Annotated in this window: 20 protein-coding genes and 2 tRNA genes; 11 read left to right on the top strand and 11 right to left on the bottom strand. The window is 66.7% G+C overall.

What is annotated here, in order from left to right; translation table 11 throughout:
* Window positions 1-25 precede the first annotated feature (25 nt).
* Window positions 26-1,828 carry a phosphonate metabolism protein/1,5-bisphosphokinase (PRPP-forming) PhnN gene (phnN, locus tag SB751_RS00985; protein ID WP_331491751.1) on the bottom strand — a complete coding sequence of 601 codons (1,803 nt, stop codon included), beginning with the start codon at window positions 1,826-1,828 and terminating at the stop codon, window positions 26-28.
* Window positions 1,829-2,157: 329 nt separating this feature from the next.
* Between phnN and SB751_RS00980 the strand changes: the two genes are divergently transcribed.
* A complete protein-coding gene (locus SB751_RS00980) occupies window positions 2,158-2,703 on the top strand; it encodes a MarR family winged helix-turn-helix transcriptional regulator (RefSeq protein ID WP_144195625.1) in 546 nt (181 codons plus the stop codon).
* Window positions 2,704-2,832: 129 nt separating this feature from the next.
* Here the strand turns inward: SB751_RS00980 and nadC are convergent, their stop codons facing one another.
* Both nadC and SB751_RS00970 read right to left on the bottom strand, forming a co-directional pair.
* Window positions 2,833-3,666, bottom strand: a complete 834-nt coding sequence (nadC, locus tag SB751_RS00975) for a carboxylating nicotinate-nucleotide diphosphorylase (protein ID WP_144195623.1) — start codon at window positions 3,664-3,666, stop codon at window positions 2,833-2,835.
* 240 nt (window positions 3,667-3,906) lie between these two features.
* Window positions 3,907-4,404 (bottom strand): MarR family winged helix-turn-helix transcriptional regulator, encoded by a 498-nt coding sequence (locus SB751_RS00970; protein WP_144195621.1) that lies wholly within the window; start codon window positions 4,402-4,404, stop codon window positions 3,907-3,909.
* A gap of 240 nt (window positions 4,405-4,644) precedes the next feature.
* On the opposite strand from SB751_RS00970, the gene SB751_RS00965 reads away from it, so the two are divergent.
* On the top strand, window positions 4,645-5,022 hold the full coding sequence (locus tag SB751_RS00965) for a VanZ family protein (RefSeq protein ID WP_246118893.1): 378 nt from the start codon (window positions 4,645-4,647) through the stop codon (window positions 5,020-5,022).
* 12 nt (window positions 5,023-5,034) lie between these two features.
* Here SB751_RS00965 and SB751_RS00960 read toward each other — a convergent pair whose 3' ends face one another.
* On the bottom strand, window positions 5,035-5,892 hold the full coding sequence (locus SB751_RS00960) for a 23S rRNA (adenine(2030)-N(6))-methyltransferase RlmJ (RefSeq protein WP_144195619.1): 858 nt from the start codon (window positions 5,890-5,892) through the stop codon (window positions 5,035-5,037).
* 171 nt (window positions 5,893-6,063) lie between these two features.
* On the opposite strand from SB751_RS00960, the gene mnmC reads away from it, so the two are divergent.
* The 8 genes from mnmC to SB751_RS00920 all read left to right on the top strand — a co-directional run bounded on the left by mnmC (window position 6,064) and on the right by SB751_RS00920 (window position 17,040).
* The gene (mnmC, locus tag SB751_RS00955) at window positions 6,064-8,082 is read left to right on the top strand and encodes a bifunctional tRNA (5-methylaminomethyl-2-thiouridine)(34)-methyltransferase MnmD/FAD-dependent 5-carboxymethylaminomethyl-2-thiouridine(34) oxidoreductase MnmC (RefSeq protein WP_144195617.1); all 2,019 of its coding nucleotides are present in this window, start codon (window positions 6,064-6,066) and stop codon (window positions 8,080-8,082) included.
* A gap of 161 nt (window positions 8,083-8,243) precedes the next feature.
* Window positions 8,244-9,599, top strand: a complete 1,356-nt coding sequence (gene tig, locus SB751_RS00950) for a trigger factor (RefSeq protein WP_144195615.1) — start codon at window positions 8,244-8,246, stop codon at window positions 9,597-9,599.
* A 126-nt stretch (window positions 9,600-9,725) separates the two neighbouring features.
* Window positions 9,726-10,376 (top strand): ATP-dependent Clp endopeptidase proteolytic subunit ClpP, encoded by a 651-nt coding sequence (gene clpP, locus SB751_RS00945; RefSeq protein ID WP_144195613.1) that lies wholly within the window; start codon window positions 9,726-9,728, stop codon window positions 10,374-10,376.
* A gap of 242 nt (window positions 10,377-10,618) precedes the next feature.
* Window positions 10,619-11,896: an ATP-dependent Clp protease ATP-binding subunit ClpX gene (clpX, locus tag SB751_RS00940; RefSeq protein ID WP_144195611.1), complete on the top strand. Its 1,278-nt coding sequence runs from the start codon at window positions 10,619-10,621 to the stop codon at window positions 11,894-11,896.
* Window positions 11,897-12,154: 258 nt separating this feature from the next.
* Complete coding sequence (gene lon, locus SB751_RS00935) at window positions 12,155-14,566, top strand: endopeptidase La (protein WP_144196254.1); 2,412 nt, start codon at window positions 12,155-12,157, stop codon at window positions 14,564-14,566.
* A gap of 193 nt (window positions 14,567-14,759) precedes the next feature.
* Window positions 14,760-14,835 (top strand) — tRNA-Val (locus SB751_RS00930).
* Window positions 14,836-14,861: 26 nt separating this feature from the next.
* A tRNA-Asp gene (locus SB751_RS00925) sits at window positions 14,862-14,938 on the top strand.
* Between the two features lie 158 nt (window positions 14,939-15,096).
* Window positions 15,097-17,040 carry a SurA N-terminal domain-containing protein gene (locus SB751_RS00920; protein ID WP_410747722.1) on the top strand — a complete coding sequence of 648 codons (1,944 nt, stop codon included), beginning with the start codon at window positions 15,097-15,099 and terminating at the stop codon, window positions 17,038-17,040.
* Window positions 17,041-17,136: 96 nt separating this feature from the next.
* Here SB751_RS00920 and SB751_RS00915 read toward each other — a convergent pair whose 3' ends face one another.
* Window positions 17,137-17,850: an arylesterase gene (locus tag SB751_RS00915; protein ID WP_186296742.1), complete on the bottom strand. Its 714-nt coding sequence runs from the start codon at window positions 17,848-17,850 to the stop codon at window positions 17,137-17,139.
* Here SB751_RS00915 and SB751_RS00910 point away from each other — a divergent pair.
* On the top strand, window positions 17,849-18,547 hold the full coding sequence (locus SB751_RS00910; RefSeq protein WP_144195607.1) for an ABC transporter ATP-binding protein: 699 nt from the start codon (window positions 17,849-17,851) through the stop codon (window positions 18,545-18,547). The two genes, SB751_RS00915 and SB751_RS00910, sit on opposite strands and share 2 nt — an antisense overlap.
* Before the next feature lie 19 nt (window positions 18,548-18,566).
* Here SB751_RS00910 and pgi read toward each other — a convergent pair whose 3' ends face one another.
* The 6 genes from pgi to SB751_RS00880 all read right to left on the bottom strand — a co-directional run bounded on the left by pgi (window position 18,567) and on the right by SB751_RS00880 (window position 26,225).
* Window positions 18,567-20,195 carry a glucose-6-phosphate isomerase gene (pgi, locus tag SB751_RS00905; RefSeq protein WP_410747721.1) on the bottom strand — a complete coding sequence of 543 codons (1,629 nt, stop codon included), beginning with the start codon at window positions 20,193-20,195 and terminating at the stop codon, window positions 18,567-18,569.
* Window positions 20,196-20,418: 223 nt separating this feature from the next.
* Complete coding sequence (locus SB751_RS00900; protein ID WP_144195603.1) at window positions 20,419-21,375, bottom strand: DMT family transporter; 957 nt, start codon at window positions 21,373-21,375, stop codon at window positions 20,419-20,421.
* On the bottom strand, window positions 21,372-22,991 hold the full coding sequence (locus SB751_RS00895) for an NAD(P)H-hydrate dehydratase (RefSeq protein ID WP_410747720.1): 1,620 nt from the start codon (window positions 22,989-22,991) through the stop codon (window positions 21,372-21,374). The genes SB751_RS00900 and SB751_RS00895 overlap by 4 nt, the downstream gene beginning before the upstream one ends.
* A 31-nt stretch (window positions 22,992-23,022) precedes the next feature.
* Window positions 23,023-24,315 carry a D-amino acid dehydrogenase gene (locus SB751_RS00890; protein WP_144195599.1) on the bottom strand — a complete coding sequence of 431 codons (1,293 nt, stop codon included), beginning with the start codon at window positions 24,313-24,315 and terminating at the stop codon, window positions 23,023-23,025.
* Window positions 24,316-24,363: 48 nt separating this feature from the next.
* The gene (locus SB751_RS00885) at window positions 24,364-25,674 is read right to left on the bottom strand and encodes a TRAP transporter large permease (RefSeq protein ID WP_144195597.1); all 1,311 of its coding nucleotides are present in this window, start codon (window positions 25,672-25,674) and stop codon (window positions 24,364-24,366) included.
* Window positions 25,674-26,225 (bottom strand): TRAP transporter small permease subunit, encoded by a 552-nt coding sequence (locus tag SB751_RS00880; RefSeq protein WP_144195595.1) that lies wholly within the window; start codon window positions 26,223-26,225, stop codon window positions 25,674-25,676. Before SB751_RS00880 ends, SB751_RS00885 begins: the two co-directional genes overlap by 1 nt.
* Window position 26,226 lies beyond the last annotated feature (1 nt).

Here is a 26,226-nt window from a genome sequence, read left to right as displayed (position 1 = left end):
AGGGTGAAGGAAGGAAGAAAGCAGGTCAATCGGGATCGATACGGACCGCGTCGCGGCACACGCCGTCGTCGCGCGCCGCCACTACGGCCGCCGCAAGTGCGTCCGCCGTCTCGGCGTGGATGCGATACAGGGGCTGGCCCGGCACCACAGGCGTGCCGATCGTGCACAGCAGATCGACCCCTGCACCAGCACTACGCGGGGCACCTGCCGCCCGCGCCACGCCGGAGATGCCCAGGCCGTCGATGCCGGTCACACGGCCAGGCCGTTCGGCATGAATCACTTCGGTATGCGCACCGGGTGTCACCGGATCCGCCCTGCGGCCCTGCGCCGCCGCGATACGCTCGAATGCCGCTTTCGCCTTGCCTTCGCTCAGGAGCTGCCTCGCAATTCGCATGCCTTCGTCGGGCGTGCCCACGCGCGGGTCGAAGGCGATGATTTCGGCGGCAAAGCGCAGGGCCTTGGCGCGCAGGTCAGCCGGGGCGTCAGGATCGCTGTCGAGCACCTGCAGCACATCGCGCACCTCCAGCGCCGGCCCGATGCCGCGGCCGATGGGGCGGCTGCCGTCGGTGGCCAATGCGTGCACGTGCATGCCCATGCCTTTGCCGACGAGCGCGAACAGCGCGCCCAGCGCCTCGGCATCGGCGCGCGAGGCCAGCTTGGTCTGCGGCCCGTACGGCAGGTCCACCATCACATGGGTGGCGCCGGCCGTGTACTTCTTGGAGAGGATCGAGGCCACGGACCAGCGGCGGGAATCGATGCCGAGGGGGCGGGTGATCGCATTCATGACGTCGTCCACCACGGAGTGGTTCAGGCGCCCATTCCAGGCAATGCAGGCGGCTGTCTGCATCACGCAGCGGCGGACGTCGTCCTGTGTCAGGTCCACGCGGGCGACGGTCTCCATGGCGTCCGCCGTGCCGGCGGCGGAAGTGATCGCGCGGGAGGAGGTCTTCGGCATCGCCAGCCCGTAGGCCGCGACGATCGGTACCACAATCAGCGTGATGCGGCTGCCGGGCACGCCGCCCATCGAATGCTTGTCGACGACGAGTGGCCGGTCCCAATCGATGCGGGGCGTGAAGGCGGTGCGCGCCCGCGCCAGCGCCACGACTTCGTCATCGGTCAGGTTGCCGGCCGTGGTGACCAGGAATTCGGTCAGCGCTGCCTCGGTATAGCGTCCGGCGATGGCGTCGCGCAGGATCGCCACGTAGGCGGCCTCGTCGAGCGCTTCCCCGCGCAGCTTGGCCATCAAGCTGGGGTGGCTGGCAGGCGGCTCGGCGCCGATTTCCGGCCCTTGCCGCAGCGCCTCCACAAAGCGCGCCATGCCCACTTCGAGCGTGCAGTCGTTGGAGACGGTGATGCAAGGCACATCGGCGGGCAGGGGCGCCGCCTGGCGCGCCACGCGCCGCGCCACCTGTTCACCCGACTCCCGGCCGCGCCGGGCAATGCGCTGCGCGAGGATCTCCTGTGGCGCCGTCACCAGCACCACCACGAACCGCGGCAGCCGTGCCGCCAGAGCGGCGATGACGCTGCGCGAGCCGTTGGCCACGACGTGCATGCCGCGCGACAGCGCATCGGTCAACGACGCCGGCAAGCCATAGCGCAGCTCGTGGGCGTCCCACGTCACCAGGAATTCGCCCGCTTCCTGACGTCGTGTGAACTCCATATCGGACACACCCTCGTGGTCCTCGCCCGGAGAGCCGGTGGGCCGCGTGATCACCCGTCGCGCAAACAGGTAGTTGTCGCCGAGGACCGCGCGTGCGCCATCGATCAGGGAATCCTTGCCCGCGCCGCTGGGCCCCACCACAAGGAAGAAGATGCCGGTATTGTTCATCATTAACTTAGATGTCGAAGTTTATAGGGCTATGCTAGCACCGGCCTGTCCACTGTCAAGATAAGTTCGATGTCTAAGTTAATGCAAGGGTCGGGCCAGCTCCCGCAAATCCAGTGTGTACGCGGGATTCCCGCTTTCCTCAGGGAAAACGCGAGGTAGGGCAATGCGCGGTGACGGTGCCCGATGCATCGTCGGTGCGCACGCCGCACTGATGTAGTGAGGGCGCGATGCAATGTGCGGACGGCGGCATCGCGGAGGCGCTATCATGTGCGCTGCCGCGCGCCCGCCGTGCTGCGCGGCGCCTGCGCCCGCATATCTTTGCCACGACTATGACCACGAAAAAACCGGAGACCCCGGTCACGCTCACGCCCGCCGATGAAGCCGAAGAAGAACGTCTTGCCCACCTGGTGAAGGACGCCGCGCGCGCCTACATCCGCGCGCTGCAGTTGCGGCTGACGGAGCATTCGGTGTCGTACGGGCACTGGACCATCCTGCGCATCCTCTGGCGTCGCGATGGCTTGTCGCAGCGCGAGCTCAGCGAACGGGCCGGCGTGACCGAGCCCACCACCTTCGCGGCGGTGAAGGCGCTGGAAGCGCTGGGCTACGTCGAGCGCACGCACCTGCCCGGCAACAAGAAGAAAGTGCACGTGTTCCTGAGCAAGACCGGGCGCGCCCTGCGCCGCAAGCTGGAGCCGCTGGCCACCGAGGTCAATGAGTTGAGCGTGGCGGGGCTGAGTGAAGAGGACGTCCTCACCACGCGGCGCGTGCTGATCACGATTGCGCAACGCCTGGTGGCGGACGAGGTGGCGTCGGCCGAGCATGGCCGCCGCGTGCCGTCCACGCAGGAAGTCGGGCGGCTGCTGTCCGATCTCTGACGGGCACGCCCGGATGGGGCAGCCAATGCAAAAGCCCCCCGCCGGATAAACCGGGGAGGGTGAAGCCCTCGGGTAGGAAGGCGCGAATCGTCAGGCGGGGCCTGGCCCCGCGACACATGCCGGACCGGCTCAGGCCTCGTCGAGGCCGATATCCACTGCCGGTGCCGATTGCGTGATCTTGCTCGTGGAGATGTAGTCCACCCCCGTTTCCGCCACGGCGCGGATCGTTTCCAGGCGGATGCCGCCCGATGCCTCGACCTTGGTGCGGCCATTGACGATCTGCACGGCTTCCTTCATGTCGGGCACCGACATGTTGTCCAGCATGATCACATCGACGCCGGCCGCGAGTGCCTCATGCACCTGCTCCAGGCGGTCGCACTCCACCTCCAGCTTGGTCAGCACCGGCAGCTTGCGGCGTACACGCGCCACGGCGGCGGCAATGCTGCCGCAGACCGCGATATGGTTGTCCTTGATCATCACGCCGTTGTCGAGGCTCAGGCGATGGTTGAGGCCGCCGCCGCACGTGACGGCGTGCTTCTCCAGCGCGCGCAGGCCCGGCGTGGTCTTGCGGCTGTCGATCAGGCGTGCCTTGGTATGGGCGATTGCCGCGGCATAGGTCGCGGTGTGATTCGCGATGCCGCACAGGCGTTGCATGATGTTCAGCGCGGTGCGCTCGGCAGTCAGCACGCTGCGTGCGTTGCCGCTCACGTTGAGCAGCACGGCGCCTTTTTCCACCTTGTCGCCATCGGCGACGCGCACATCCAGGGTCAGCGTCGGGTCGTAGCGGGCGAAGATGCGCGCGGCGACGTCGATGCCGGCGATCAGCATGGGCTCGCGGGCATTCATGCAGAACGTGCCGGTTTCACCTGGCTCGATCATCGTATGGACCGTCAGGTCGCAGATGCCAATGTCCTCGGTCAGCCAGAGATCGATCAGTTTGTCGGTGGAAAAGATGTCATACATGGGAAGCGCTCCTGAGTAGTGGTTGCCGTACCAAGAATCTTAGAGATCGAAGTACATGGCGTAATACTAGCGCATGGCATCTCCTTGTCAATAGATATTCGATATCTAAGTTATTGGCGTGATGCAGGGGCGTCGCCACGCGTGACGAGGCCGGGAACTGGGGGAGGGGGCTGCGACGCTCTGGTCGCAGTAACGGGGGAGGGGAACTACGGTCTGCTGAGCGGGGTGCCGCCTGGGCCCCTAGATTGGGCTGTCAGAGTCGGCGGTATCCGGGGTGTCATCGCCCAGTTCGCTCATTTTCCTGAGCAGGTAGAGCAGTGCCACCCGTTCGGCCGGGTTCAGGCCACCCATGGTGCGCTCGGTGATGTCCTGCGCAAAAGGCACCACTTCGTTGATCAGGGCCTCGCCGGCGGGGGCGAGCAGCACCACGACCTTGCGGCGGTCGCGCGCATCGTGGGAGACCGCAATGAGTTCACGAGACTTCAACCGCTCGATAATGCCGCGCACGGTCGCCTGGTCGATGGCGGTGGCGCGCGCAATCTCGCTCAACGAGCATGGCCCCTGGGCCTGGATGGCGCACATGACGACGAACTGGCCGGCCGTCAGCTGCGAGTCTGGAATGGTCTGCTGGAAGATGGCGACGTGCCGCTGGTAGGCACGGCGCAGCAGATGTCCAACCTGCTCGGTGAATTCATAGTGAGCGGCGTGGGCTGACGCGTGGTCGGGCGGACTTTTCACGGTAGGAGATCAAAAGGAGCTGACCGGCGAAGTATAGCCGGCGTTACAAATAGAGGCGTGGAGCCATCGGGGCGTCATTTCAGCGAGTACCTGAGCCTGGTCGCAGCCGTGTTGATTGTCATGGCTTTCGGCTCTGCCGTGGCCGCGCACCGTTGCATGATGTACGGCACGCCACGCAGCCGTGGCGGTGCAGCCTGTTATTCTCTGGACGTGACATCTCGCCGATAGCCCCCAAGCCCCGTGCCGCGCCTGACCCCCATCCAATACCGACGGCTGTTCTCGATCTGCGCAGTGGCCGTGCTGGTCCTGTCGCTGCTGCCGCCTTCGGTGCCGCAGCCCACCACCGGCTGGGACAAGTCCAACCATCTTCTTGCCTTCGGGGTGCTCGCGCTGCTCGGCGTGCGCGCGTGGGACGGCCGCGTGGCGGCGGTGCTGGCCGGTCTGATGGCCTATGGCGTGCTGATCGAATGGCTGCAAGGCATGACGCCGACCCGCTCGTCCGACTGGCATGACCTGATCGCCGATGCGGGGGGGCTGGCGCTGGGCCTGCTAGCGCATGCCGCACTGACGCGGGTCTGGCCCGGTCTGTCCACCCCTCGGAAAGAGCCCCGGGCCTGACGCGCGCCCGGCTCAGTTGTCGAGCGATTCCAGCGTGTAGCCTGCGCCAGCATCCTGGCCGAGCAAGTCCACCAGCAGCGGCATCGCTTCCTCGATCGTCGCCTTGAGCCGCCACGGCGGGTTGACGATGAACATCCCGCTGCCGTGCAGGCCGAGCCCGCCTTCCACGGGGTGCTTCACGGTCAGCGTCACATGCAGCCAGCTCTTCAGCGGCAGGCGCATCAGTTGCGCCGGCAGTTGGGTCGATTCACGCCGCTGCACCTGCGGATACCAGATCGCATAAACGCCAGTTGCGAACCGTTCGAGGCTGTCTTCCAGCGCCTGCACGGTTCGCGCGTAGTCCTGCTTGTCTTCGTACGACGGGTCGATCAGCACCAGCGCGCGACGCGGCGGGGGCGGCAGGATGGCCTTGATGCCATTGAAGCCGTCGCCGTCATAGAGCATGACCTTGCGGCCCGCGCCGCGGAAATTGTCGCGCAACACCTGGATCTCGGTGCTGTGCAGCTCGAACAGCCGCAGGCGGTCCTGATCGCGCAGCATCTGCCATGCCAGCCATGGGGAACCGGGGTAGTGGCGCAGGTTGCCGTCCGGGTTCTGGGCGCGCACCTGGTCCAGGAATTCGTCCAGAAACGGGGGTAGGGTCTGGCCATCGGCGGCGGCCTGCCAGATGCGTGAGATGCCGGTTTCGAACTCGGCCTTCTTCTGCGCATAGGCGTGGTCCAGCGCATAGAGGCCGGCGCCGGCGTGGGTGTCGATGTACCAGAACGCCTTGTCCTTCTGCGTCAGGTGCTCCAGCAACTGGACCACGACGGCGTGCTTGAGGACATCGGCATGGTTGCCGGCATGGAAGGCGTGGCGATAACTGAGCATGATGAGGCGGGATAAAGCGGGATGACGGCGCGCAAGCGTCGGCGAAAAAGGCGCCTGCGGGCGCGTGGCGCGAAGGGCGCTATGCTACCATCCGCCGCCCCCGGAAGCCCGTTTTACGGCCCGTTCCTGCGGCTGTTGCCGTCCGAAGTGTCCCGTCCGCCAATGCCTGCCATGCCGCGTGCCCTCGAGTCCGCCGAGCCGATCGTCTCCCCCGACGGCATTCCTTTTTCGCCACGTTACGACGACGTCTACCACAGCACGGAAGGGGGGCTGGCGCAGGCCCATCACGTGTTTCTGGGCGGTAATGGCCTGCCCGGCAACTGGGCCGGGCGCGACCAGTTCGTGATCGTGGAAACCGGCTTCGGGCAGGGGCTGAACTTCCTCGCCACCTGGCAGGCGTGGCGCCAGGACCCGCACCGCTGCCGTCGGCTTCACTTCGTTTCCGTAGAAAAACATCCATTTACGCGCGATGGACTGGCGACGCTGCACGCCGGACTCGGCGATCTGCTACCGCTCGCCGAACCCCTGCAGGCGGCATGGCCCGACGCGCTGCCGGGTCTGCATCGACTCGAATTCGAAGGCGGCGCGGTTACGTTGACGCTGGCGCTGGGCGATATCGACGCGATGCTGCCCAAGCTCGCGCTTGGCGCCGATGCGTTCTATCTCGATGGCTTCTCCCCGTCCCGCAACGCGGACATGTGGTCCGAAACCGTCTTCAGGGGCCTGTCGCGGCTCGCCCGGCCCGGCGCCACGCTTGCTACGTATACAGCGGCAGGCTTTGTGCGGCGCGGTTTGCAGGCGGTCGGGTTCGAGGTCACCAAGGCGCCAGGCTTTGGCGGCAAGCGTGACATGACCGTGGCGCGCTTCGCGCCGCCCTGGAAGAACCGCCGTTATGCCCCGCCACCCGCCGCGGAGTGGCGAGAAAGGCATGCCATCGTCATCGGCGCAGGGTTGGCCGGCTGCGCGGTCACCGAGCGGCTGGCCGCGCGCGGCTGGCGCGTGACGCTGTTTGACGCCCATGACGGCCCCGCCCGGCAGACCTCCAGCCATCGCGCGGCGGCCATGCACGCCCATGTTTCATCCGATGAAAGCCTGCTGTCCCGGCTCTCGCGCGCTGGCAATCTCCATGCGCTGCGCGCGTGGTCGGCCCTCGCGGCGGCGGGGCACCCGGTGAACTGGCACGGCTGCGGTGTGCTCCAGATCGGGGAGGACGAGGCCGACAACGCCGCCCAGCAGGCGGCGCTGGCTGCCCTCGGCTTCCCCGAATCGTTCGTCAGGTGGATGGACCCCGCCGAGGCGGCCGCGCGCCACGGCGCGACGGTGGCGCGCGGCGGGCTCTGGTTTCCGCGTGGCGGCTGGGTGGCGCCGCCCGACATCTGCCGCGCCCAGCTGGACAAGGCCGGCGCGGCCCTCGATGCGCGATTCAACTGCCGCGTGGCCGCCATCGAACATGAGGATGGTGTCTGGCAGGCGAGGGCGGGGGATGGTAGCGTGCTGGCTGCGGCGCCGGTGCTGGTGCTGGCCAACGCCCACGAGGCCGAGCGGCTCGTCTCCAACCGCTTTCTGGCCCTGCGCCGGGTGCGCGGGCAACTGACCGATCTCTCCCCGGCGCAGGTCGCGGCGATGGGCGGCTGGCCCGACTGCGTGGTGACCGGCGCCGGCTACCTGCTGCCGAAAGCCCCTGATGGCGGCGCGCGCATCGGATCGAGCTACGACGCCGACGAAGGCCCGCTGGCCGAGCGTCCCGAGGTCCATGCCGCAAACCTGGAGCGCCTCGCCACGCTGCTGCCAGGCCGTGCCGCCGACGTCGCCCATCTCGATCCCGCGCAGCTGACCGGCTACGTCGGCGTGCGCACGGTGACGCACAACCGCCTGCCGCTGATCGGGCCCCTCGCGGACGAGGCGAAGGCGCTGGCCCGCTCCGGCCCGCTGCGCGGCGCCCACCTGCGGGACCTGCCCCGGCTGCCGGGGCTCTACGCGGCACTTGCGTACGCGTCGCGCGGCCTCACTTGGGCGGCACTGGGCGCGGAGTTGATCGCCAGCCAGATCGAGGGCGAACCGCTGCCCGTCGAATCTGACCTGGCCGATGCTGTCGACCCGGCCCGGCTGCTGCTGCGGGCGCTGCGCCATGGCGACACGGCGGGAGCGCCGGCGATCGATCCTGGGGCGGCCTCGGACGCGTCAGGGTAAAAACTGCCGGAAGCGAACAAAAACCGTGCGATAATCCCCGTTTTCCGTTTGCGCGGAAGTCCTTCGTTCGCGTGGGGAATCCGTAGGTTTCACTGGCCACGGCCAGGCCGGTGCGCAGGCGGTTGCGCTTAAAACTACATTTCTGGATTGGATTAACGACCATGTCGAACGTCATTGAAAACCTCGGCAAGCTGGACCGTAAGGTAACCCTGGCTATTCCCAAGGCCGAAGTGCAGAAGGAAACCCAGGAACGCCTGGTGCGCCTGTCGAAGACGGTGAAGATGTCCGGCTTCCGCCCGGGCAAGGTGCCGATGAAGATGGTCGAGAAGCAATATGGCCAGCAGGTCGAGTTCGAAGTGCGCTTCGACAAGGCTGCCCGCAAGTTCTTCGACATCACGCAGGCCCAGGACGTGAAAGTGGCCGGCCAGCCCAAGTTCGACCTGAAGACCGACGGCGTGTCGGACGACGAAGTGGCGTTCGAAGCCACCTTCGAGGTGTACCCGGAAGTCAAGCTGGGCGACCTGGCCACGGCTGAAGTGACCCGCACCAAGACGGAAATCGGCGACGCCGAGATCGACAAGACCATCGACATCCTGCGCAAGCAGCGCGTGCACTACCACGTGCGTGGCGAGGCCGGCGCCCATGGCGACGGTGGCGCAGACGAGGCTGCCAAGAACGGCGACCGCGTGACGCTGGACTTCGTCGGCAAGATCGACGGCGTGGAATTCCCCGGCGGCAAGGCCGATGACTTCGCATTCGTGCTGGGCGAAGGCCGCATGCTGCCCGAATTCGAGCAAGCCGCGCTGGGCCTGAAGCTGGGCGAGAGCAAGACGTTCCCGCTAGCCTTCCCGGCTGACTACCACGGCAAGGAAGTGGCCGGCAAGACCGCCGAGTTCACGATCACGCTGAAGAAGGTGGAGTGGGCGCACCTGCCGGAAGTGGACGACGCCTTCGCGAAGTCGCTCGGTATCGCCGACGGCAGCGTCGAGAAGATGCGCGCCGACATCCGCGAAAACCTGGAGCGCGAAGTCAAGCGCCGCACGCACGCCATGCTGAAGGATCAGGTCATGGAAGCGCTGCTCAAGGTGAGCGAGCTGGACGTGCCCAAGGCCCTGATCGAGCAGGATCAGGAACGCCTGGTGGAAATGGCCCGCCGTGACCTCGAGCAACGTGGCATGCCGAACGCCAAGGACATGCCGATTCCGGCCGAGATGTTCACTCAGCAGGCCGAGCGCCGCGTGAAGCTGGGCCTGATCCTGGCCGAGATCGTCAAGGCACACGGCCTGCAGGCCAAGCCGGAGCAGATCAAGGCGGAAATCGAGGACTTCGCGAAGAGCTACGAAGACCCGAAGGAAGTCATGCGCTGGTACTACGGCGACCAGCAGCGCCTGGCCGAAATGGAAGCCTACGTGCTCGAAAACAACGTGGTAAATTTCGTGTGCGACAAGGCCAAGGTCACGGACAAGTCGGTGTCGTTCGAGGAACTCACCGCCGAGACCAACGCGCAGCAAGCCTGAGCGTTCGCATGACCGGATCGCGCCGCCTGGATGGCGCGGCGCGCCCCGGTCGCGCGGCATCCGGCTTGGCGCGCAAGCGCTGGCCGGGGCCGATTGGCGCATTCCCTGAATACCTGGAGAACCTGCATGACCCGCAATGATTTGCTTGACCGTCTCGCCACGACGCAGGCCTCTGCTCTGGAAACCCAGGGTCTTGGGCTGGTGCCGATGGTTGTCGAGCAGTCCGGCCGGGGCGAGCGCGCGTATGACATCTACTCGCGCCTGCTCAAGGAGCGCGTGGTGTTCATGGTCGGCGAAGTGAACGACCAGACCGCAAACCTGGTCGTGGCCCAGCTGCTGTTCCTCGAGAGCGAGAATCCGGACAAGGACGTGTCGCTGTACATCAACTCGCCCGGCGGCTCGGTATCCGCCGGCCTGGCGATCTACGACACGATGCAGTTCATCAAGCCCGACGTGACCACGCTTTGCATGGGCATGGCGGCGAGCATGGGCGCCTTCCTGCTGGCGGCCGGTGCCAAGGGCAAGCGCAGCGCGCTGCCGAACTCGCGCATCATGATCCACCAGCCGCTGGGTGGCGCGCGTGGCCAGGCCTCGGACATCGAGATCCAGGCACGCGAGATCCTGTACCTGCGCGAGCGCCTGAACAGCATCCTGTCGGAAGTGACCGGCCAACCCGTCGAGAAGATTGCCCGCGACACCGATCGCGACAACTTCATGAGCGGCGACCAGGCCGTGGACTACGGTCTGATCGACAAGGTCATCACGCGCCGCGGTTGATCCGATGCCGGTGTGTCGGAGCGGGCAGCCCACGGCCCGGCGCCGGGGCTCCCGCCACCAGCCTGCGCCAAATGACGCAGGCTACACCGGAACGAGGCTGTGCGCCTCGTTTTTGCGTTTTGCCCCACACGCCGGGGAAGCCGCCGACTGCGCCAATTGTTTTGGCGTATGATGCGTTTAATGCGTTTCCCGTGGGGCTCTCCCGCCGTGCGGGGACCACACTGCTAATGTGACTGATTCCTATGGCGGACAAAAAAGGTTCATCCAGCGAGAAGCTTCTGTATTGCTCGTTCTGCGGCAAGAGCCAGCACGAGGTCAAGAAGCTCATCGCAGGCCCGTCGGTGTTCATTTGCGACGAATGCATCGACCTGTGCAATGAAATCATCCGTGACGAGGCCGCCGCGACCGACAAGGACGCCACAGCCGCCACGCGCTCGGACCTGCCCACGCCCCACGAAATCCGCGAAAGCCTGGATCAGTATGTGATCGGGCAGGAGCAGGCCAAGAAGATTCTGGCGGTAGCGGTGTACAACCACTACAAGCGCCTCAAGCATCTTGGCAAGAAGGATGACGTCGAACTCTCCAAGAGCAATATCCTGCTGATCGGGCCGACTGGCTCGGGCAAGACATTGCTTGCGCAGACGCTGGCCCGGCTGCTGAACGTGCCGTTCGTGATCGCTGACGCCACCACGCTGACTGAAGCCGGCTACGTGGGCGAGGATGTCGAGAACATCATCCAGAAGCTGCTCCAGAACTGCAATTACGAGGTCGAGAAGGCTCAGCGCGGCATCGTCTACATCGACGAAATCGACAAGATCTCGCGCAAGTCCGACAACCCGTCCATCACGCGCGACGTGTCGGGCGAGGGCGTGCAGCAGGCCCTGCTGAAGCTGATCGAGGGCACGATGGCCTCGGTGCCGCCGCAAGGCGGGCGCAAGCACCCGAACCAGGACTTCCTGCAGGTGGATACCACCAACATCCTGTTCATCTGCGGCGGCGCGTTCGACGGCCTGGAAAAGGTCATCATGCAGCGCTCTGACAAGACCGGCATCGGTTTTGCGGCCCAGGTGCAGAGCAAGGAAGAGCGTGACGCCAGCGAGGTGCTGCCCCAGACCGAGCCGGAAGACCTGATCAAGTTCGGCCTGATTCCGGAACTGATCGGCCGCCTGCCGGTGGTGGCCACGCTGGCCAAGCTGGATGAGGCCGCGCTGATGCAGATCCTGGTCGAGCCGAAGAACGCGCTGGTCAAGCAATACCAGAAGCTGCTGGCGATGGAAGGCGTGGAACTGGAGATTCGTCCGGCCGCGCTGTCTGCCATCGCGCGCAAGGCCATCCGTCGCAAGACGGGGGCACGCGGTTTGCGTTCCATTCTGGAACAGTCGCTGATGGACGTCATGTACGACCTCCCGAACTACAAGGGGGTGCAAAAAGTGGTGATCGATGAAAATACGATTACCGGCGATGCACCACCGCTGCTCATGTACGAGGAGCAGCAGCCCAAGGTTGCGGGGTCCAACTGACGAACGCGCCGGCCTACGTGGTGCATGCCACACCGGCTAAAAAATCAAGCGGCCGTTCGCGTGAAAGCGAACGGCTTTTTTTCTTCAATTCGACGATACGAACGGGAGGAAACGCGGGTATGCTGTTTCAGAGTGGGTCACAGGTGCTTTGCGCGGCACTTTTTTGCGCGGCATGACGGCACAAAGAATCGGGGGCGGTACCTTGCAATCGATTCCCGTGACCCTATTTACGCCTTAAATGACTGACTGGGGAAAATGATGTCCGGAACACAACTCCTCCCGGCTGAGCCGATTCGCCTCCCACTGTTGCCGCTGCGCGACGTGGTGGTGTTTCCGCACATGGTGATCCCGCTGTTCGTGGGTCGCCCGAAGTCCATCAAGGCGCTTGAGACTGCGATGGAGTCGGGCAAGAGCATCATGCTCGTGGCCCAGAAGACGGCTGCCAAGGACGAGCCGACGGCTGACGACCTGTACGAGGTCGGCTGCATCGCCAATATCCTGCAAATGCTGAAGCTGCCCGACGGCACCGTGAAGGTGCTCGTGGAAGGCACGCAACGCGCGAATATCACCGAGGTGAGCGAGGACGATTCGCACTTCATGTGCGAAGCCGTGCCCGTGCCGCCCGCGCCGGTCGAATCCGCCGAGACCGAGGCCCTGCGCCGCGCCATCGTGTCGCAGTTCGACCAGTATGTGAAGCTGAACAAGAAGATCCCGCCCGAGATCCTGACGTCGCTGTCGGGCATCGACGAGGCCGGCCGCCTGGCCGATACCATCGCCGCGCATCTGCCGATCAAGCTCGAGCAGAAGCAGAAGATCCTCGAGATGGTCAACGTGACCGAGCGTCTCGAGAGCCTGCTGTCGCAGCTCGAGGGCGAGATCGACATCCTGCAGGTGGAAAAGCGCATCCGTGGCCGCGTGAAGCGCCAGATGGAGAAGAGCCAGCGCGAGTACTACCTGAACGAGCAGGTCAAGGCGATTCAGAAGGAATTGGGCGAGGGCGAGGAAGGCGCCGACCTTGAGGAGCTGGACAAGCGCATCAAGGCCGCACGCATGCCCAAGGAGGCCAAGAAGAAGGCCGACGCCGAGTTCAAGAAGCTCAAGCTGATGTCGCCGATGTCGGCCGAAGCCACCGTCGTGCGCAACTACATCGACACGCTGGTCAACCTGCCGTGGCGCAAGAAGAGCAAGGTCAATAACGACCTGGCGAACGCCGAGCGCGTGCTCGACGAAGACCACTATGGCCTCGAGAAGGTCAAGGAACGGATTCTCGAGTACCTCGCGGTGCAACAGCGCGTGGACAAGGTGAAGGCGCCGATCCTGTGCCTGGTTGGCCCCCCCGGCGTGGGCAAGACCTCGCTCGGCCAGTCGGTGGCGCGCGCCACGAACCGCAAGTTCGTGCGCATGGCACTGGGTGGCGTGCGTGACGAGGCCGAGATCCGCGGCCACCGCAGGACCTATATCGGCTCGATGCCGGGCAAGATCCTGCAGAGCCTGTCGAAGGTTGGCGTGCGCAATCCGCTGTTCCTGCTCGACGAGATCGACAAGATGGGCATGGACTTCCGCGGCGATCCGTCGTCAGCGCTGCTCGAGGTGCTGGACCCGGAACAGAACCACACGTTCCAGGACCACTACATCGAGGTGGACTTCGACCTGTCGGACGTGATGTTCGTGGCGACGTCGAACTCGCTGAACATCCCGCCGCCGCTGCTGGACCGCATGGAAGTGATTCGCCTCTCGGGCTACACCGAAGACGAGAAGGTGAACATCGCCACGCGCTACCTGCTGCCCAAGCAGATCAAGAACAATGGTCTGAAGGCTGGCGAGATCGACATCACCGAAGCCGCCATCCGCGACATCATCCGCTACTACACCCGGGAAGCCGGTGTGCGGTCGCTGGAACGCGAGGTGTCGAAGATCGCGCGCAAGGTGGTCAAGCTGCTGCTCCTGAAGAAGGAATCGGGCGCGGTGAAGGTCGATTCGGAGAACCTGGACAAGTTCCTGGGCGTGCGCAAGTACGACTTCGGCCTGGCCGGCAAGGAAAACCAGGTGGGCCAGGTGACCGGCCTCGCGTGGACCGAGGTGGGCGGTGATCTGCTGACCATCGAGGCCGCGATCATGCCGGGCAAGGGCAACATCACGCGTACCGGCTCGCTGGGCGATGTGATGAAGGAATCGGTCGAGGCTGCGCGTTCGGTGGTGCGTTCGCGGGCACGTCGCCTGGGGATCACGGATGAGATGTTCGAGAAGCGCGACATCCACATCCACGTACCCGAAGGCGCCACGCCCAAGGATGGTCCGTCGGCCGGTGGGGCGATGACGACTGCACTCGTGTCGGTGCTGACCGGCATTCCGGTGCGGGCGGACGTGGCCATGACCGGCGAGATCACGCTGCGCGGCGAGGTGCTGCCGATCGGCGGGCTCAAGGAGAAGCTGCTGGCGGCCCATCGTGGCGGCATCAAGCTGGTGCTGATCCCCGAGGAGAACGTCAAGGATCTCGCCGAGATTCCGGACAACGTGAAGAACGCCATCGAGATCGTGCCGGTTCGCTGGATCGACAAGGTGCTGGAGCTGGCACTCGAGCGCAAGCCCGAGCCGCTGCCTGAGGAAGAGGCCAAGCCCGCCGAGGTGGCGGACAAGGCCAAGGCCCAGGTCGAGATGATTCATCACTGATTGACCAAGCGCTGTCAGGAAGTGCCGCGGGTATTCCCCGCGGCATTTTTTTTGCGCCGCCGGGCTTGGCAAAGCGAAAAGTCTCGTATTACAATCGCGGCCTCGCAACGCAAACAGCGGCAGCCAGGCAGTAACCGCCGAGTCGTGCGAAGCGAGATTACCCAGCGGGCGCGCACGTCCGCGATGGTCTAGTGGGTGCTTAGCTCAGTTGGTAGAGCGGCGCCCTTACAAGGCGTAGGTCGGGGGTTCGAGCCCCTCAGCACCCACCACTTCACCATCCCAGGGAATCCACGCAGGAGTGGTAGTTCAGTTGGTTAGAATACCGGCCTGTCACGCCGGGGGTCGCGGGTTCGAGTCCCGTCCACTCCGCCAAGCAAAATCGCCCGCGCAAGCGGGTTTTTTTGTATCTGTTGTCTTCCCAGCCATTCCCCCTCACGTGACGCTGTCGCATCAGCAAATGACGGTTTCGCGCCCGGCACCTGATAGAATCGCAGAGTTTGTCTTCGTGCCAACCCCTTACCAGAATCAGCATGCTTGATTTCGTACGCAACAACCGGCGCCTGATGCTTTTGCTGCTGCTGGTGCTTGTCTTCCCGTCGTTCGTATTCTTCGGCGTGGAAAGCTATTCGCGCTTCATGGACACCTCGCACGACGTCGCCAAGGTCGATGGCCGCGCGATCACCGTTCAGGAAGTGGACAACGTGGTGCGCGACCAGAGTGAGCGCATGCGCCAGATGCTGGGCAATCAGTACGATCCGCGCATGTTCGAAGGTGCCGCCGCGCGCCAGTCCGTGGTGAACCAGCTGATCCTGCAGCGCGTGGTGTCCGACGCCACCGCCAAGAAGAATCTGACGGTGTCTGACGCCCAGGTGGCGGCAGCCATCCAGAACATTCCGGCCATCGCCCAGTTGAAGACGGCGGACGGCAAGTTCGACGACAAGGCCTACATCCAGTTGCTGGCAACGCAGGGCATGACGCCCGAGCAGTTCGATGCGCGCCTGCGCTTCGAGCTGGCCACACAGCAGCTTGGCGGCGCCGTGGGCACCACGGCGTTCGTGCCGAAGTCGCTGCTGGACCGCCTGATCGCCGTGCGCGACCAGCAGCGCGACGTGCAGACGCTGACGATCAAGCCGGCCGATTTCACGGCCAAGGTTACGGCTGACGCCGCCGCCCTGAAGGCCTACTACGACGCACACGTGTCGACCTACACCACGCCGGAACAGGCGAAGGTGGAGTACGTGGTGCTGTCCGGTGACGCGCTGGCCGCCAGCCAGACCGTCACGCCGGAAGAACTCAAGTCCTACTACGAGAGCAACATCGCCCGTTTCCGGACTGACGAGCAACGCCGTGCGAGCCACATCCTGATCGCCGCGCCCAAGGACGGCAAGGACGCCGACCGCAAGGCCGCGAAGGACAAGGCCACCAAGCTGCTGGAAGACCTGCGCAAGCATCCCGAGACGTTCGCCGATGTGGCGAAGAAGCAGTCGCAAGACCCGGGTTCGGCGGAGAAGGGCGGCGACCTCGGCTTCATGGGGCGCGGCGCGCTGGTCAAGCCGTTCGAGGACGCCATGTACGCGCTCAAGGACGGACAGATCAGCGACGTGGTAGAAACCGACTACGGCTACCACATCATCAAGCTGACCGGCATCAAGCCCGCCGAGACGCAGCCGCTCGAGGCCGTGCGCCCCGAACTGGAAGCCGAACTCAAGAAGCAGCTGGCGAGCAAGAAGTACACCGAGCTGGCCGATGCCTTCGGCAATACCGTCTACGAACAGTCAGAAAGCCTCAAGCCGGCCGCCGACAAGTTCAAGCTGACGATCCAGACCGCCGACAATGTGACCCGCACGCCGAACCTGGCGCTGGGCGCGCAGAACCCGCTCAACAACGAAAAGGTGCTCAAGGCCCTGTTCAGCGACGATGCGCTCAAGAACAAGCGCAACACCGAAGCGGTGCAGGTGGGCCCGACCACGCTGGTGGCGGCACGGATCGTCGACTACCGCCCGGCCACCGCGCGCAAGTTCGAGGACGTGGAAGCTCAGGTGCGCCAGGCCTACGTCACCCAGCAGGCTGCCGAACTGGCCCGCAAGGATGGCGAAGCCAAGCTCGAGGCGCTGAAGAAAGCCGACAGCGCCGCCGGCTTCGGCCAGACTGTGACGGTCTCGCGTACCAAGGCAGACGGCCTGTCGCCGAAGGCGGTCGAGGCCATCATGCGTGCCGACGCAACCAAGCTGCCCGCGGTGGTTGGCGTGGACCTCGGTGCAGATGGCTATGCGATTTATCGCATCGCCAAGGTCAGCTCGCCGACCACGGCGAACCCGGGCCAGCGCGATGCCGAGGCGCAGCAGCTGGCCCAACTGGCCGGCCAGACCGAACTCGCCGCCTACTATGAGTCGCTGAAGGCGCGGGCGAAGGTCAAGATCCTGCGTCCGATCACGGCCACCGACGTACCGGCCAGCGAAGGCGCAGCGCAGTAACCGGCGCGCCTGCTCAGGCGAAGAACCCCTGCGGTCATCGACCAGCAGGGGTTCTTTGTTTTTGGGCCCGGTGACGACTGCCGGCGTCAGCCGGCCTCAGCGCTTCTTCGCAGGTGACTTCAGCAGCGGCTGCAACTGGGGCCAGACATTGTCGAGCAGCGTGGCCTGGGCAGCCGAGGTGGGGTGGATACGATCGTCCTGGAACCACTCGGGCCGGGCGATCACCTTGTCGAGGAAGAACGGCACCAGATTCACGCGATACTCGCCGGCCAGCTTGCCATAGAGCGCGAAGAAGCGCTCGGTATAGTCGGGGCCATAATTTGGTGGAATCCGCATGCCGACCAGCACCACACCCGCGCCTGCCTGGCGCGCCGCCGTCAGCATGCCGCGCAGGTTGGTTTCGGTGGCTTGCAGGGACAGGCCGCGCAGGGCATCGTTAGCGCCAAGCTCCACCACCACGACGGCCGGCTTGTGTCGGGCGAGCAGGTCCGGCAGGCGCGTCTTGCCGCCCGAGGTGGTCTCGCCGCTGATGCTGGCATTGACAACGCTATAATCGAGGCGCTCCTTGTGCAGGCGGTCCTGCAGCAGGCTGACCCAACCGGTGCCCCGCGCGATACCGTACTCGGCCGACAGGCTGTCGCCAAGCACCAGCACCGCGGGTGCGGCAGTGGCAGCCGGTTTCGCCGCCGCTGGTCGGGCCTGGGCCTGGGCACCAGCCGGCAGCGCCACCATCAACATCGCCGCGCCCAGCATCGCACCGCACGCCGCCAGCGCCCGGGGGCGCCAACCGTATCCAATCCTCTCGCTCATGTCCTCTTCCATTCTCGCTGTCGAGTCACTCGGAAAGACCGTTGCCGACACGACGGGTTCGCTGACGATTTTGCACGACGTCTCGTTTTCCGTCACGCCGGGCGAAACGCTGGCCATCGTCGGCGCGTCCGGCTCGGGAAAATCCACGCTGCTGGGGCTGCTGGCGGGCCTGGACCTGCCCAGCACGGGTTCGGTGCGGCTGCACGGCCAGGACCTGTTCACGCTCGATGAAGACCAGCGCGCCGCGCTGCGTGGCCGGCACGTGGGCTTCGTGTTCCAGTCGTTCCAACTGGTGGGCCACCTGACCGCGCTCGAAAACGTGATGCTGCCGCTCGAGCTGCGCGGCGAGACCGACCGCGTGCGCGAACGCGCCACGGAAATGCTCGAGCGCGTAGGCCTGGGCAAGCGCCTCACCCACTATCCGCGCACGCTTTCCGGCGGGGAACAGCAGCGCGTGGCGCTGGCCCGGGCGTTTGTCGCCCGGCCGGACATCCTGTTCGCCGATGAGCCGACCGGCAGCCTCGACACGAGCACCGGCGAGGCCGTGATCGCGCTGATGTTCGAGTTGAACCGCAACGCCGGGTCCACGCTGGTGCTGGTCACGCACGACCGCTCCGTGGCGGCGCGCTGCGCCCGCATCCTGACCATCGACGCCGGCCGCGTGGCCAGCGACGAGTGGATGGGCACCGAAGTCTGACGCTGCGGCGGGCGCGGCGTCAGCCGCGCGCCAGCACGCGGCGCGCGCGGGCGATCAGCGCCGCCGTGGACGCATCGTGGGTGGCGTGGGCGCTGCCATTGAGTTCGGCCTCGATCGGGCGCGCGAGAATCTTGCCCAGCTCCACGCCCCACTGGTCGAACGAATTGATGTTCCACACCACGCCCTGCACGAAGGTGCGGTGCTCGTAGAGCGCGATCAGCGCGCCGAGCACATGCGGCGTCAGGTCTTCCATCAGCAGCGTGTTGCTCGGGCGGTTGCCCTCGAACACCATGTGGGGCAGGCGGTCCTCATCGGTCATGCCGGCCGCCCGCAACTCTTCCGCGCTGCGTCCGCGCATCAGCGCCTCGGCCTGCGCGAAGCAGTTGGCCAGCAGCTTGGCATGGTGGCCGGGCAGGCTGCGCGGCGGCACCAGCGGGGCCACGAAGTCGACCGGCACGATCTGCGAGCCCTGGTGAATCATCTGGAAGTAGGCGTGCTGGCCGTTGGTGCCGGCGGTGCCCCAGACCACGGGCGACGTCTGCACGTGCGCCGGCTGGCCGTCCAGCTGGACCGACTTCCCGTTGCTCTCCATCTCCAACTGCTGCAGGAATGCCGGGAACAGTTCGAGCGAGGTCGAGTACGGCGCCATGCAGCTGGTTGGCATGCCGAAGAAATTTCGATACCAGATGCCCAGCATCGCCATCACCACGGGCATGTTGCGCGCCAGCGGGGCGGTGCGGAAGTGGTCGTCCATGGCGCGCGCGCCGAGCAGCAGGTCGTCGAAGGCATCGAAGCCCACGGCCAGCGCAATCGACAGGCCCACCGACGACCATAGCGAGAAGCGGCCGCCAATCCAGTCCCAGAATTCGAACATGTTGGCGGGGTCGATGCCGAACTCGGTCACCGCCTCGCGGTTGGTGGACACCGCCACGAAATGCCGCGCCAGCTGGTTCTCGGCCACGCCGTTGCGCAGGAACCAGTCGCGCATGCTGCGCGCGTTGGCCATGGTTTCGAGCGTGGTGAACGTCTTGGAGCAGATGATCACCAGCGTGCGGGCCGGGTTGAGGCGGACGAGCGTTTCGGCCAGCTCGGTGCCATCTACATTGGAGACGAAGTGGATGCGCGGCCCGGTCTGGTCGCCCAGATGCGCCAGCGCGCGGCAGACCATGCGCGGGCCGAGGTCGGAACCGCCGATGCCGATGTTGACGACGTCGGTGATGGTCTGGCCGGTGGAGCCTGTCCAGGCGCCGCCGCGCACGCGTTCGGAGAAGTCCTGCATGCGGCAGCGCACGTCGTGGATGGCTGGCATCACGGAGACGCCATCCACCTTGAACGGCGCATCGGGCAGCGCGCGCAGCGCCACGTGCAGGGCGGCGCGGTCTTCGGTGGTGTTGATGTGTTCGCCCGCGAACATGGCGTCCCGGCGCTGCGTCACGCCGGCTTCCTCGGCCAGCTTCATCAGCAGCGCAAAGGTTTCGAACGTGATGCGGTTCTTGGAGTAGTCCAGGTACAGGCCGGCGGCTTCCAGCGAGAAGTCCCCGACCCGTCGGGCAGCTTCCGCTTCGGCAAACCAGTCCTGCATCGGCGTGTGGCGGATGGCGTCGTGGTGTTGGCGAAGGGCGGTCCAGGCGTGGAGTTCAGTCGGCATGCGGTGTTCGGTTTGTCAGGGAGGGCAAACGCCCGGCGCGGCGGGCAGCGCTAGTATATCGCCGGAATTTGGCGGCACATGCGCGGTAACGGACGGTTCTTTCCCGTCTTTTGTTCCGATTGCGTCACCAAGGGCAGATGGGCGGACGCACACGCTACCTTAGCAGCCATGGCGCCCGTGTTTTATCGGACATTGTCCGACGTGGTGCGTTCCCCGGTGCGCCTCAAGTGCGCGGACGGGCGCGTGCCGCGAGCCGGCCCGCCACACGGCGCAGCAACGGCTCCCCGCCGGCCACGCAGACGCCGCCCGCGCAGATGACGGCAATGCCGAGCGCGGTGGTCCAGTCCGGCAGCTGGCCGAAGGCGAAGTACCCGACCACCGTGGCCGAGAAGATCTGCAGGTACAGGAAGGGGCTCAGGAACGAGGCATCGGCGTACTGGAACGCGCGGATCACGAAGTAATGCCCGAGTGACCCGGTGATGCCGGCCGACAGCAGCAGCGCGGCCTGCGCCGGCGTGGGCACTGCCTCGAACCAGAAGAACGGCACGATGAGCGTGGTCAGCACCGCGCCGGTCACGCCGCTCTGGATCAGCGTGGTCATCGGTGCGTCATGGGCGGCAATGTGGCGCGTCAGCATTTGCAGCAGCGCAAACAACATCGCAGAGAGCAACCCGAGCCCCACGCCGAGCGCGCTCAGCTCGCCGCCGGGCCGCACCACCACCAGCATGCCGGCGAAGCCGATGCCGACGCCTATCCAGCGCGTCCAGCGCGCGTGCGCGCCCGGGCGCTCGCCGAGCAGCCACGGCGACAGCGCCACCACGAACAGCGGCGCGCAGAAGTTGAGCGCGGTGGCCTGCGCTAGCGGCATCAGGCGCAGCACGCTGAAGAACACCAGCGTCGAGGCCAGCATCAGCACGCCGCGCAGCCACTGGAGGCGCGGCCGCGAGGGCCGATATTGCAGGCGCCAGCGCGCCGGCCCCAGCAACAGGAAGATGGCCACCACGTGGCCGAGGTAGCGCACCCATGCCACCGCGGCCACGGGCAGCCCCTGCTGGGTCAGCGTCTTGCCGGTGGCGTCGAGCAGGCTCAGGATCCATTGGCCGAGCACCAGCAGCGCGATGCCGGTCAGCAGGCGGCGGCGCGGATCATCGCCCGTGGCGAGACTGGCGGCCTGGGTCATGCCGCCCGGCCCTGGGGCAGCGCATTGAGGATGGCCCGGGCGGGCAGGTAGAGTTCGCTGGCGGTCATGCCGGCCGGACCGGTGCCGTTGCTGACAAGCCGGTCGGCGGCGCGCCCGTGGATCCAGACCGCCGCGCAGGCGGCGTCCGTCGGCGCCATGCCTTGCGCCAGCAGCGCGCCGATCATGCCGGCCAGCACATCGCCCGTACCGGCCGTGGCCAGCGCGGCGTTGCCGGTTGGATTGATGGCGATGCTGTCCACGCCAGCCGCCGCGATGAGCGTGCCGGAGCCCTTCAGCACAATCGTGGCCTGCCATGCAGCGGCCAGCGCCCGCGCGGCACTGAGCCGGTCGCGCTGGATCTCGGCCACGGTGCAGCCAAGCAGCCGCGCCGCTTCCAGCGGGTGCGGCGTCATCACGTGCGGCACGCCGCTGGCGCGCAGGGCATCAGCCAGCGTCTGGTCGCCAGCCAGCAGGTTCAGCGCATCGGCATCAAGCACGAGCGGCGGGGGCGAGCCCACCTTGGCGCAGGTGTCGATCCATTGCCCCAGCAGCTTGCCCGCCGCGCCGCCGGTGCCCATGCCCGGTCCGATGACCAGCGCCGACATGGTCTCGACGGCCATGTCGGCCACATCGTGCAGCATCAGTTCGGGGTGGACCGGGTCCATCAACGGCGCCGGCTGGGCGAGGAAGCCCACATGCACGCGCCCCGCGCCCAGATGCAGCGCAGCCCGCGCGCCGAGCAGCGGCGCCCCGGCCATGCCGTGGCTGCCGCCGAGTACCGCCAGCGAGCCGAAGGTGCCCTTGTTCACCGCATGCGGCCGCCCCGGCAGCGCGTCGCGGAATGCGCCCGGCAGGTTCACATGGGCGATAGCGGTCTGCGTGGGCGGATAGGGCAGGCCGAGCGGGGCGATGTCGATTTCGCCCGCGCAGTCGCGGCCATCCAGCGTCAGCAGGCCCGGCTTGGCGGCGATGAAGGTCAGTGTGCGGCGCGCGCGGATGGCCGGCCGGCCCGCGCCGGTATCGGCGAACAGCCCGCTCGGGATGTCCAGCGCGTACACCGGCAGTCCGGCGGCGTTCACATGGTCGATCCAGCGCGCCATGTTGCCGTCCGCCGGACGGTTCAGGCCGATGCCGAGCAGGCCGTCGACCAGGGCCGTGCAGCCTGCCGGCCAGGGCGGCAGGGCGGCCGTGGCGTTGGATGGGTCGGCCGGCACGGCCAGCAGCGGCACGCCGGCCGTGCGGGCCTCGGTCCAGGCCCGCGAGGCATCGGGCGGGAGCCGGTCGGTCTCGGCAGTCAGCCAGACTTCGACCTGCCGCCCCGACTGGTGCAGCCGCGTGGCCGCAACCAGCGCATCGCCGCCATTGTTGCCGGCGCCGGCCAGCAGGACGATGCGGCCGTCCGGCACCTGCTGCGCCAGCCAGTCGGCGGCGGCGTGGCCGGCGCGCGTCATCAGCGTGAAGGCGGGCAGGGCCGCCAGCGCGGCGTGCTCGATCTCGCGGATCGTGGCTACGTCATGGAGCGGCGTGGCATCGGTGCCGGTGGGGTCGAGCGGCAGCCAGTCGTGCGTTGCGGAAGACGCGGAAGACGCGGAAGACGGGGAGGGCGAGGCGGTCATGGTGGGCATCCAGCCAGTATCGGAGCCAGTTTCAGGCGGGGGCCAGGCCGTAGCGCGCGGGGGTGAGGCCGTCCATGTCGATGGCGGGCCCGTCGCCTTGTCCCGCGCTCGCGGCAATCTGGTCCGCCGCGATTTTGCCCGATCCGCAGCCCATCGCCCAGCCCGTGGAGCCGTGGCCGAGGTTCAGGAACAGGCCCGGCACGCGCGTGGCGCCGATCAGCGGCGGGCCGTCCGGCAGCATTGGCCGGGCGCCGGCCCACAGCGTGGCCTCGTTGTAGTGGCCGGCCACCGGGAACCAGTCGCGCGCCACCTTGATCAGCGTGTCGAGCGCGGCGGGGCGCGGGTCCAGTCGGCGTGAGCCGAGTTCCGCCGTGCCGGCCACGCGCAGCCGGTTGCCCATGCGCGTGATGGCTACCTTGTACGACTCGTCCATCAGGGCGGCGAGCGGCGCCTGCAATTCGTCGCGCACCATGACCGTGGCCGAGTAGCCCTTTACCGGATAGAGCGGCACGCGCAGCCCCAGCGGGCGCAGCAGCGCGGCGCTGCCGACGCCGGCGGCCACCAGCACACGGTCCGCCCGGAGCGTCTCCGGCTTGGCGCCGCGCGGGGCGGCCAGTTCGACGATCAGGCCGCCATTGTCGGCGGCGCGCAGCCGGGTCACGTCGGTATCGAGCCGGAATTGCACACCCGCCGCCTCGGCATGCTGGTGCAGCCGTCGCACGAACATCGGGCAGTTGCCCGATTCGTCCTCGGGAAGGTGCAGGCCGCCAGCCAGCGCCGTGTCGGCGGCCAGGCCGGGTTCGATCCGCCGGCACCCGGCGGCATCCACCAGTTGATGGGGTACGTGGTTCTCGCGCAGGACGGCCAGTGCCGGCGCGGCGAGGTCAAGATCCCGCTGGGTGCGGAACAATTGCAGATAGCCGCGCGACTGCTCGTACTCGATCTCGAGTTCCGCGCGCAACCCGTGCAGGCAGTCGCGGCTGTAGAACGCCAGGCGCTGCATGCGCAGCTTGTTGGCGCGATAGCGCTCCGGCTGGCACTCGCGCAGCCAGCGGCCGATCCAGCGCCACATGGCCGGATCGGCGCTGGGCCGGAAGACAACGGGGGATTCGCGCTGGAACAGCGTCCGCAGGATCTTGCCCGGCATGCCCGGCGCGGCCCACGGCGTGACATAGCCCGGCGCGATCACACCGGCATTGCCGAAGCTGGCCTCCTGCGCCGGCGCGCCGCGCCGCTCGAGCACCGTCACGGAGAAACCGGCCTGGCGCAGATACCAGGCAGAGCACACGCCGATCACGCCGGCACCGATCACGATCACATGCATCTTGGCGGTCTGTCCCTGTGTCGATGAACCCTGTCGATGGCGCCTCCGCTACTTCAGCTCCTTCGCCATCACCACGTCCGGCAGCCACGTGACCACGGCCGGCCAGACCGTCACGATGGCAATGGCAAGCACCATCATCATGAAGAACGGCAGCGAGACCCGGGCGATGTAGTTGCTGTCCTTGCCGGTCATGCTCTGTAACACGAACAGGTTGAACCCGACCGGCGGCGTGACCTCGGCAATCTCCACCAGCAGCACGATGAAGATGCCGAACCATACCAGATCGAAGCCGGCCTGCTGCACCATCGGCAGCACCGTGGCGGTGGTCAGGGCGATCATCGAGATGCCGTCCAGGGCGGTGCCGAGGATGATGTAGATGATCGTCAGCACGCCGATCAGCGCCCACGGGGACAGGTGCAGCGCCGCCACCCACTCCGCCAGCGCGCGCGGAATGCCCGTGAAGCTCATGGTCACCGAGAGGAACGAGGTGGCGCCCAGCACGAACATGATCATCGCCGTGAGCCGCGTGGCCGACATCAGGCTGTCCCAGAACGCGCGGCGCGTGAGCGAGCCGCCCATCCAGGCCAGCGCCAGCGACGCCACCACCCCGTACGCCGCCGCCTCGGTAGCGGTGGAGTAGCCGGCCATCATGATCCACGTGATGAACGCGATCAGCACGATGCACGGCATCAACTGGCGGATGGAAGCCAGCCGCGAGCGCCAGCCGAAGGTCTCGGCCGGCGGCACGCGCGTTGGGTTCAGCAGCGCCCAGACCACGATGTAGCCCGAGAACAGCAGCATCAGCAGCAGCCCGGGCAGGAAGCCGGCCAGGAACACGCGGATGATCGACACATCGGCGGACACCGCGTAGACCACCATGGTGATCGACGGCGGAATCAGGATGCCCAGCGTGCCGGCCGTGGCGAGCGAGCCGAGCGTGATGCGCTCGTCGTAGCCGCGCCGGGTCAGCTCGGGCAGCGCCGACTTGGCGATGGTCGCGCAGGTGGCCGCAGACGAGCCCGACACCGAGCCGAAGATGCCGCAGCCCAGGATGTTCACGTGCATCAGCCGGCCCGGCAGCCAGTTGAGCCAGGGCGAGAGCCCCGAGAACATCTGCTCGGACAGCTTGGTCCGGAACAGGATTTCGCCCATCCAGACGAACAGCGGCAGCGAGGCCAGGGTGTAGGACGCGCTCGACGACCACCACGCGTTGGCCAGGTTGACCAGCGCGTCGTGGTCCGAGAACACCACCAGCCCGATCCACGACGTGACGGCGATGGCCACCGGAATCCACGCCCCCACCGCCAGGAAGACCACCAGCACGACCAGCAGGATCAATGCGACGACAACGGTACTCATCAGATCGTCTCCCCGAAGTCGCCCGACGCCAGCTTGGCCTCCTGCGCCAGCTGGTAGCGCGGCTTCTGGTGCCGCACCACGCGCAGCCATTCGTCGGCCACGGCCAGCAGGAAGCCCACCGCGCCGATCACGGCGAAGCTCTGCGGAATCCAGAGCGGGATCACGATCTGCCCCTGCGACACATCGCCAATGTCCCAGCTCTGCCAGGCGAAGGTACCCAGCGCCCAGGACGCGTAGCCGGCGAACAGCAGGCAGATGGAGAGCGAGAGCAGCTCCAGCATCCAGCGGCGGCGCGGCCCCACGGCCTCGAGCAGCATCTCCACCCGCACGATGCCGCCGTGCTGGAAGGTCTGCCCGAGGACGAGGAAGGCCGAGGCGGCGCAGAGCCAGGCGACGATGTCGTCGCCGCCCTTGAGCGTGATGGTGGTCTCGCGCGAGATCGACATCGCAATCATGACGATGCACACGGCAAGGATGCAGAGCGCGCCCAGCACGGCGCAGAAGTCCAGCCAGCGGTCCAGCCAGCGCTTGTCAGGCAACGGAGTGGTCATG

The organism is Cupriavidus sp. SIMBA_020 (genome assembly GCF_046535395.1).
GTDB lineage: Bacteria > Pseudomonadota > Gammaproteobacteria > Burkholderiales > Burkholderiaceae > Cupriavidus > Cupriavidus campinensis.
The sequence above is the reverse complement of the archived record's forward strand: the minus strand, read 5'-3'. Positions and strand labels throughout refer to the sequence as shown.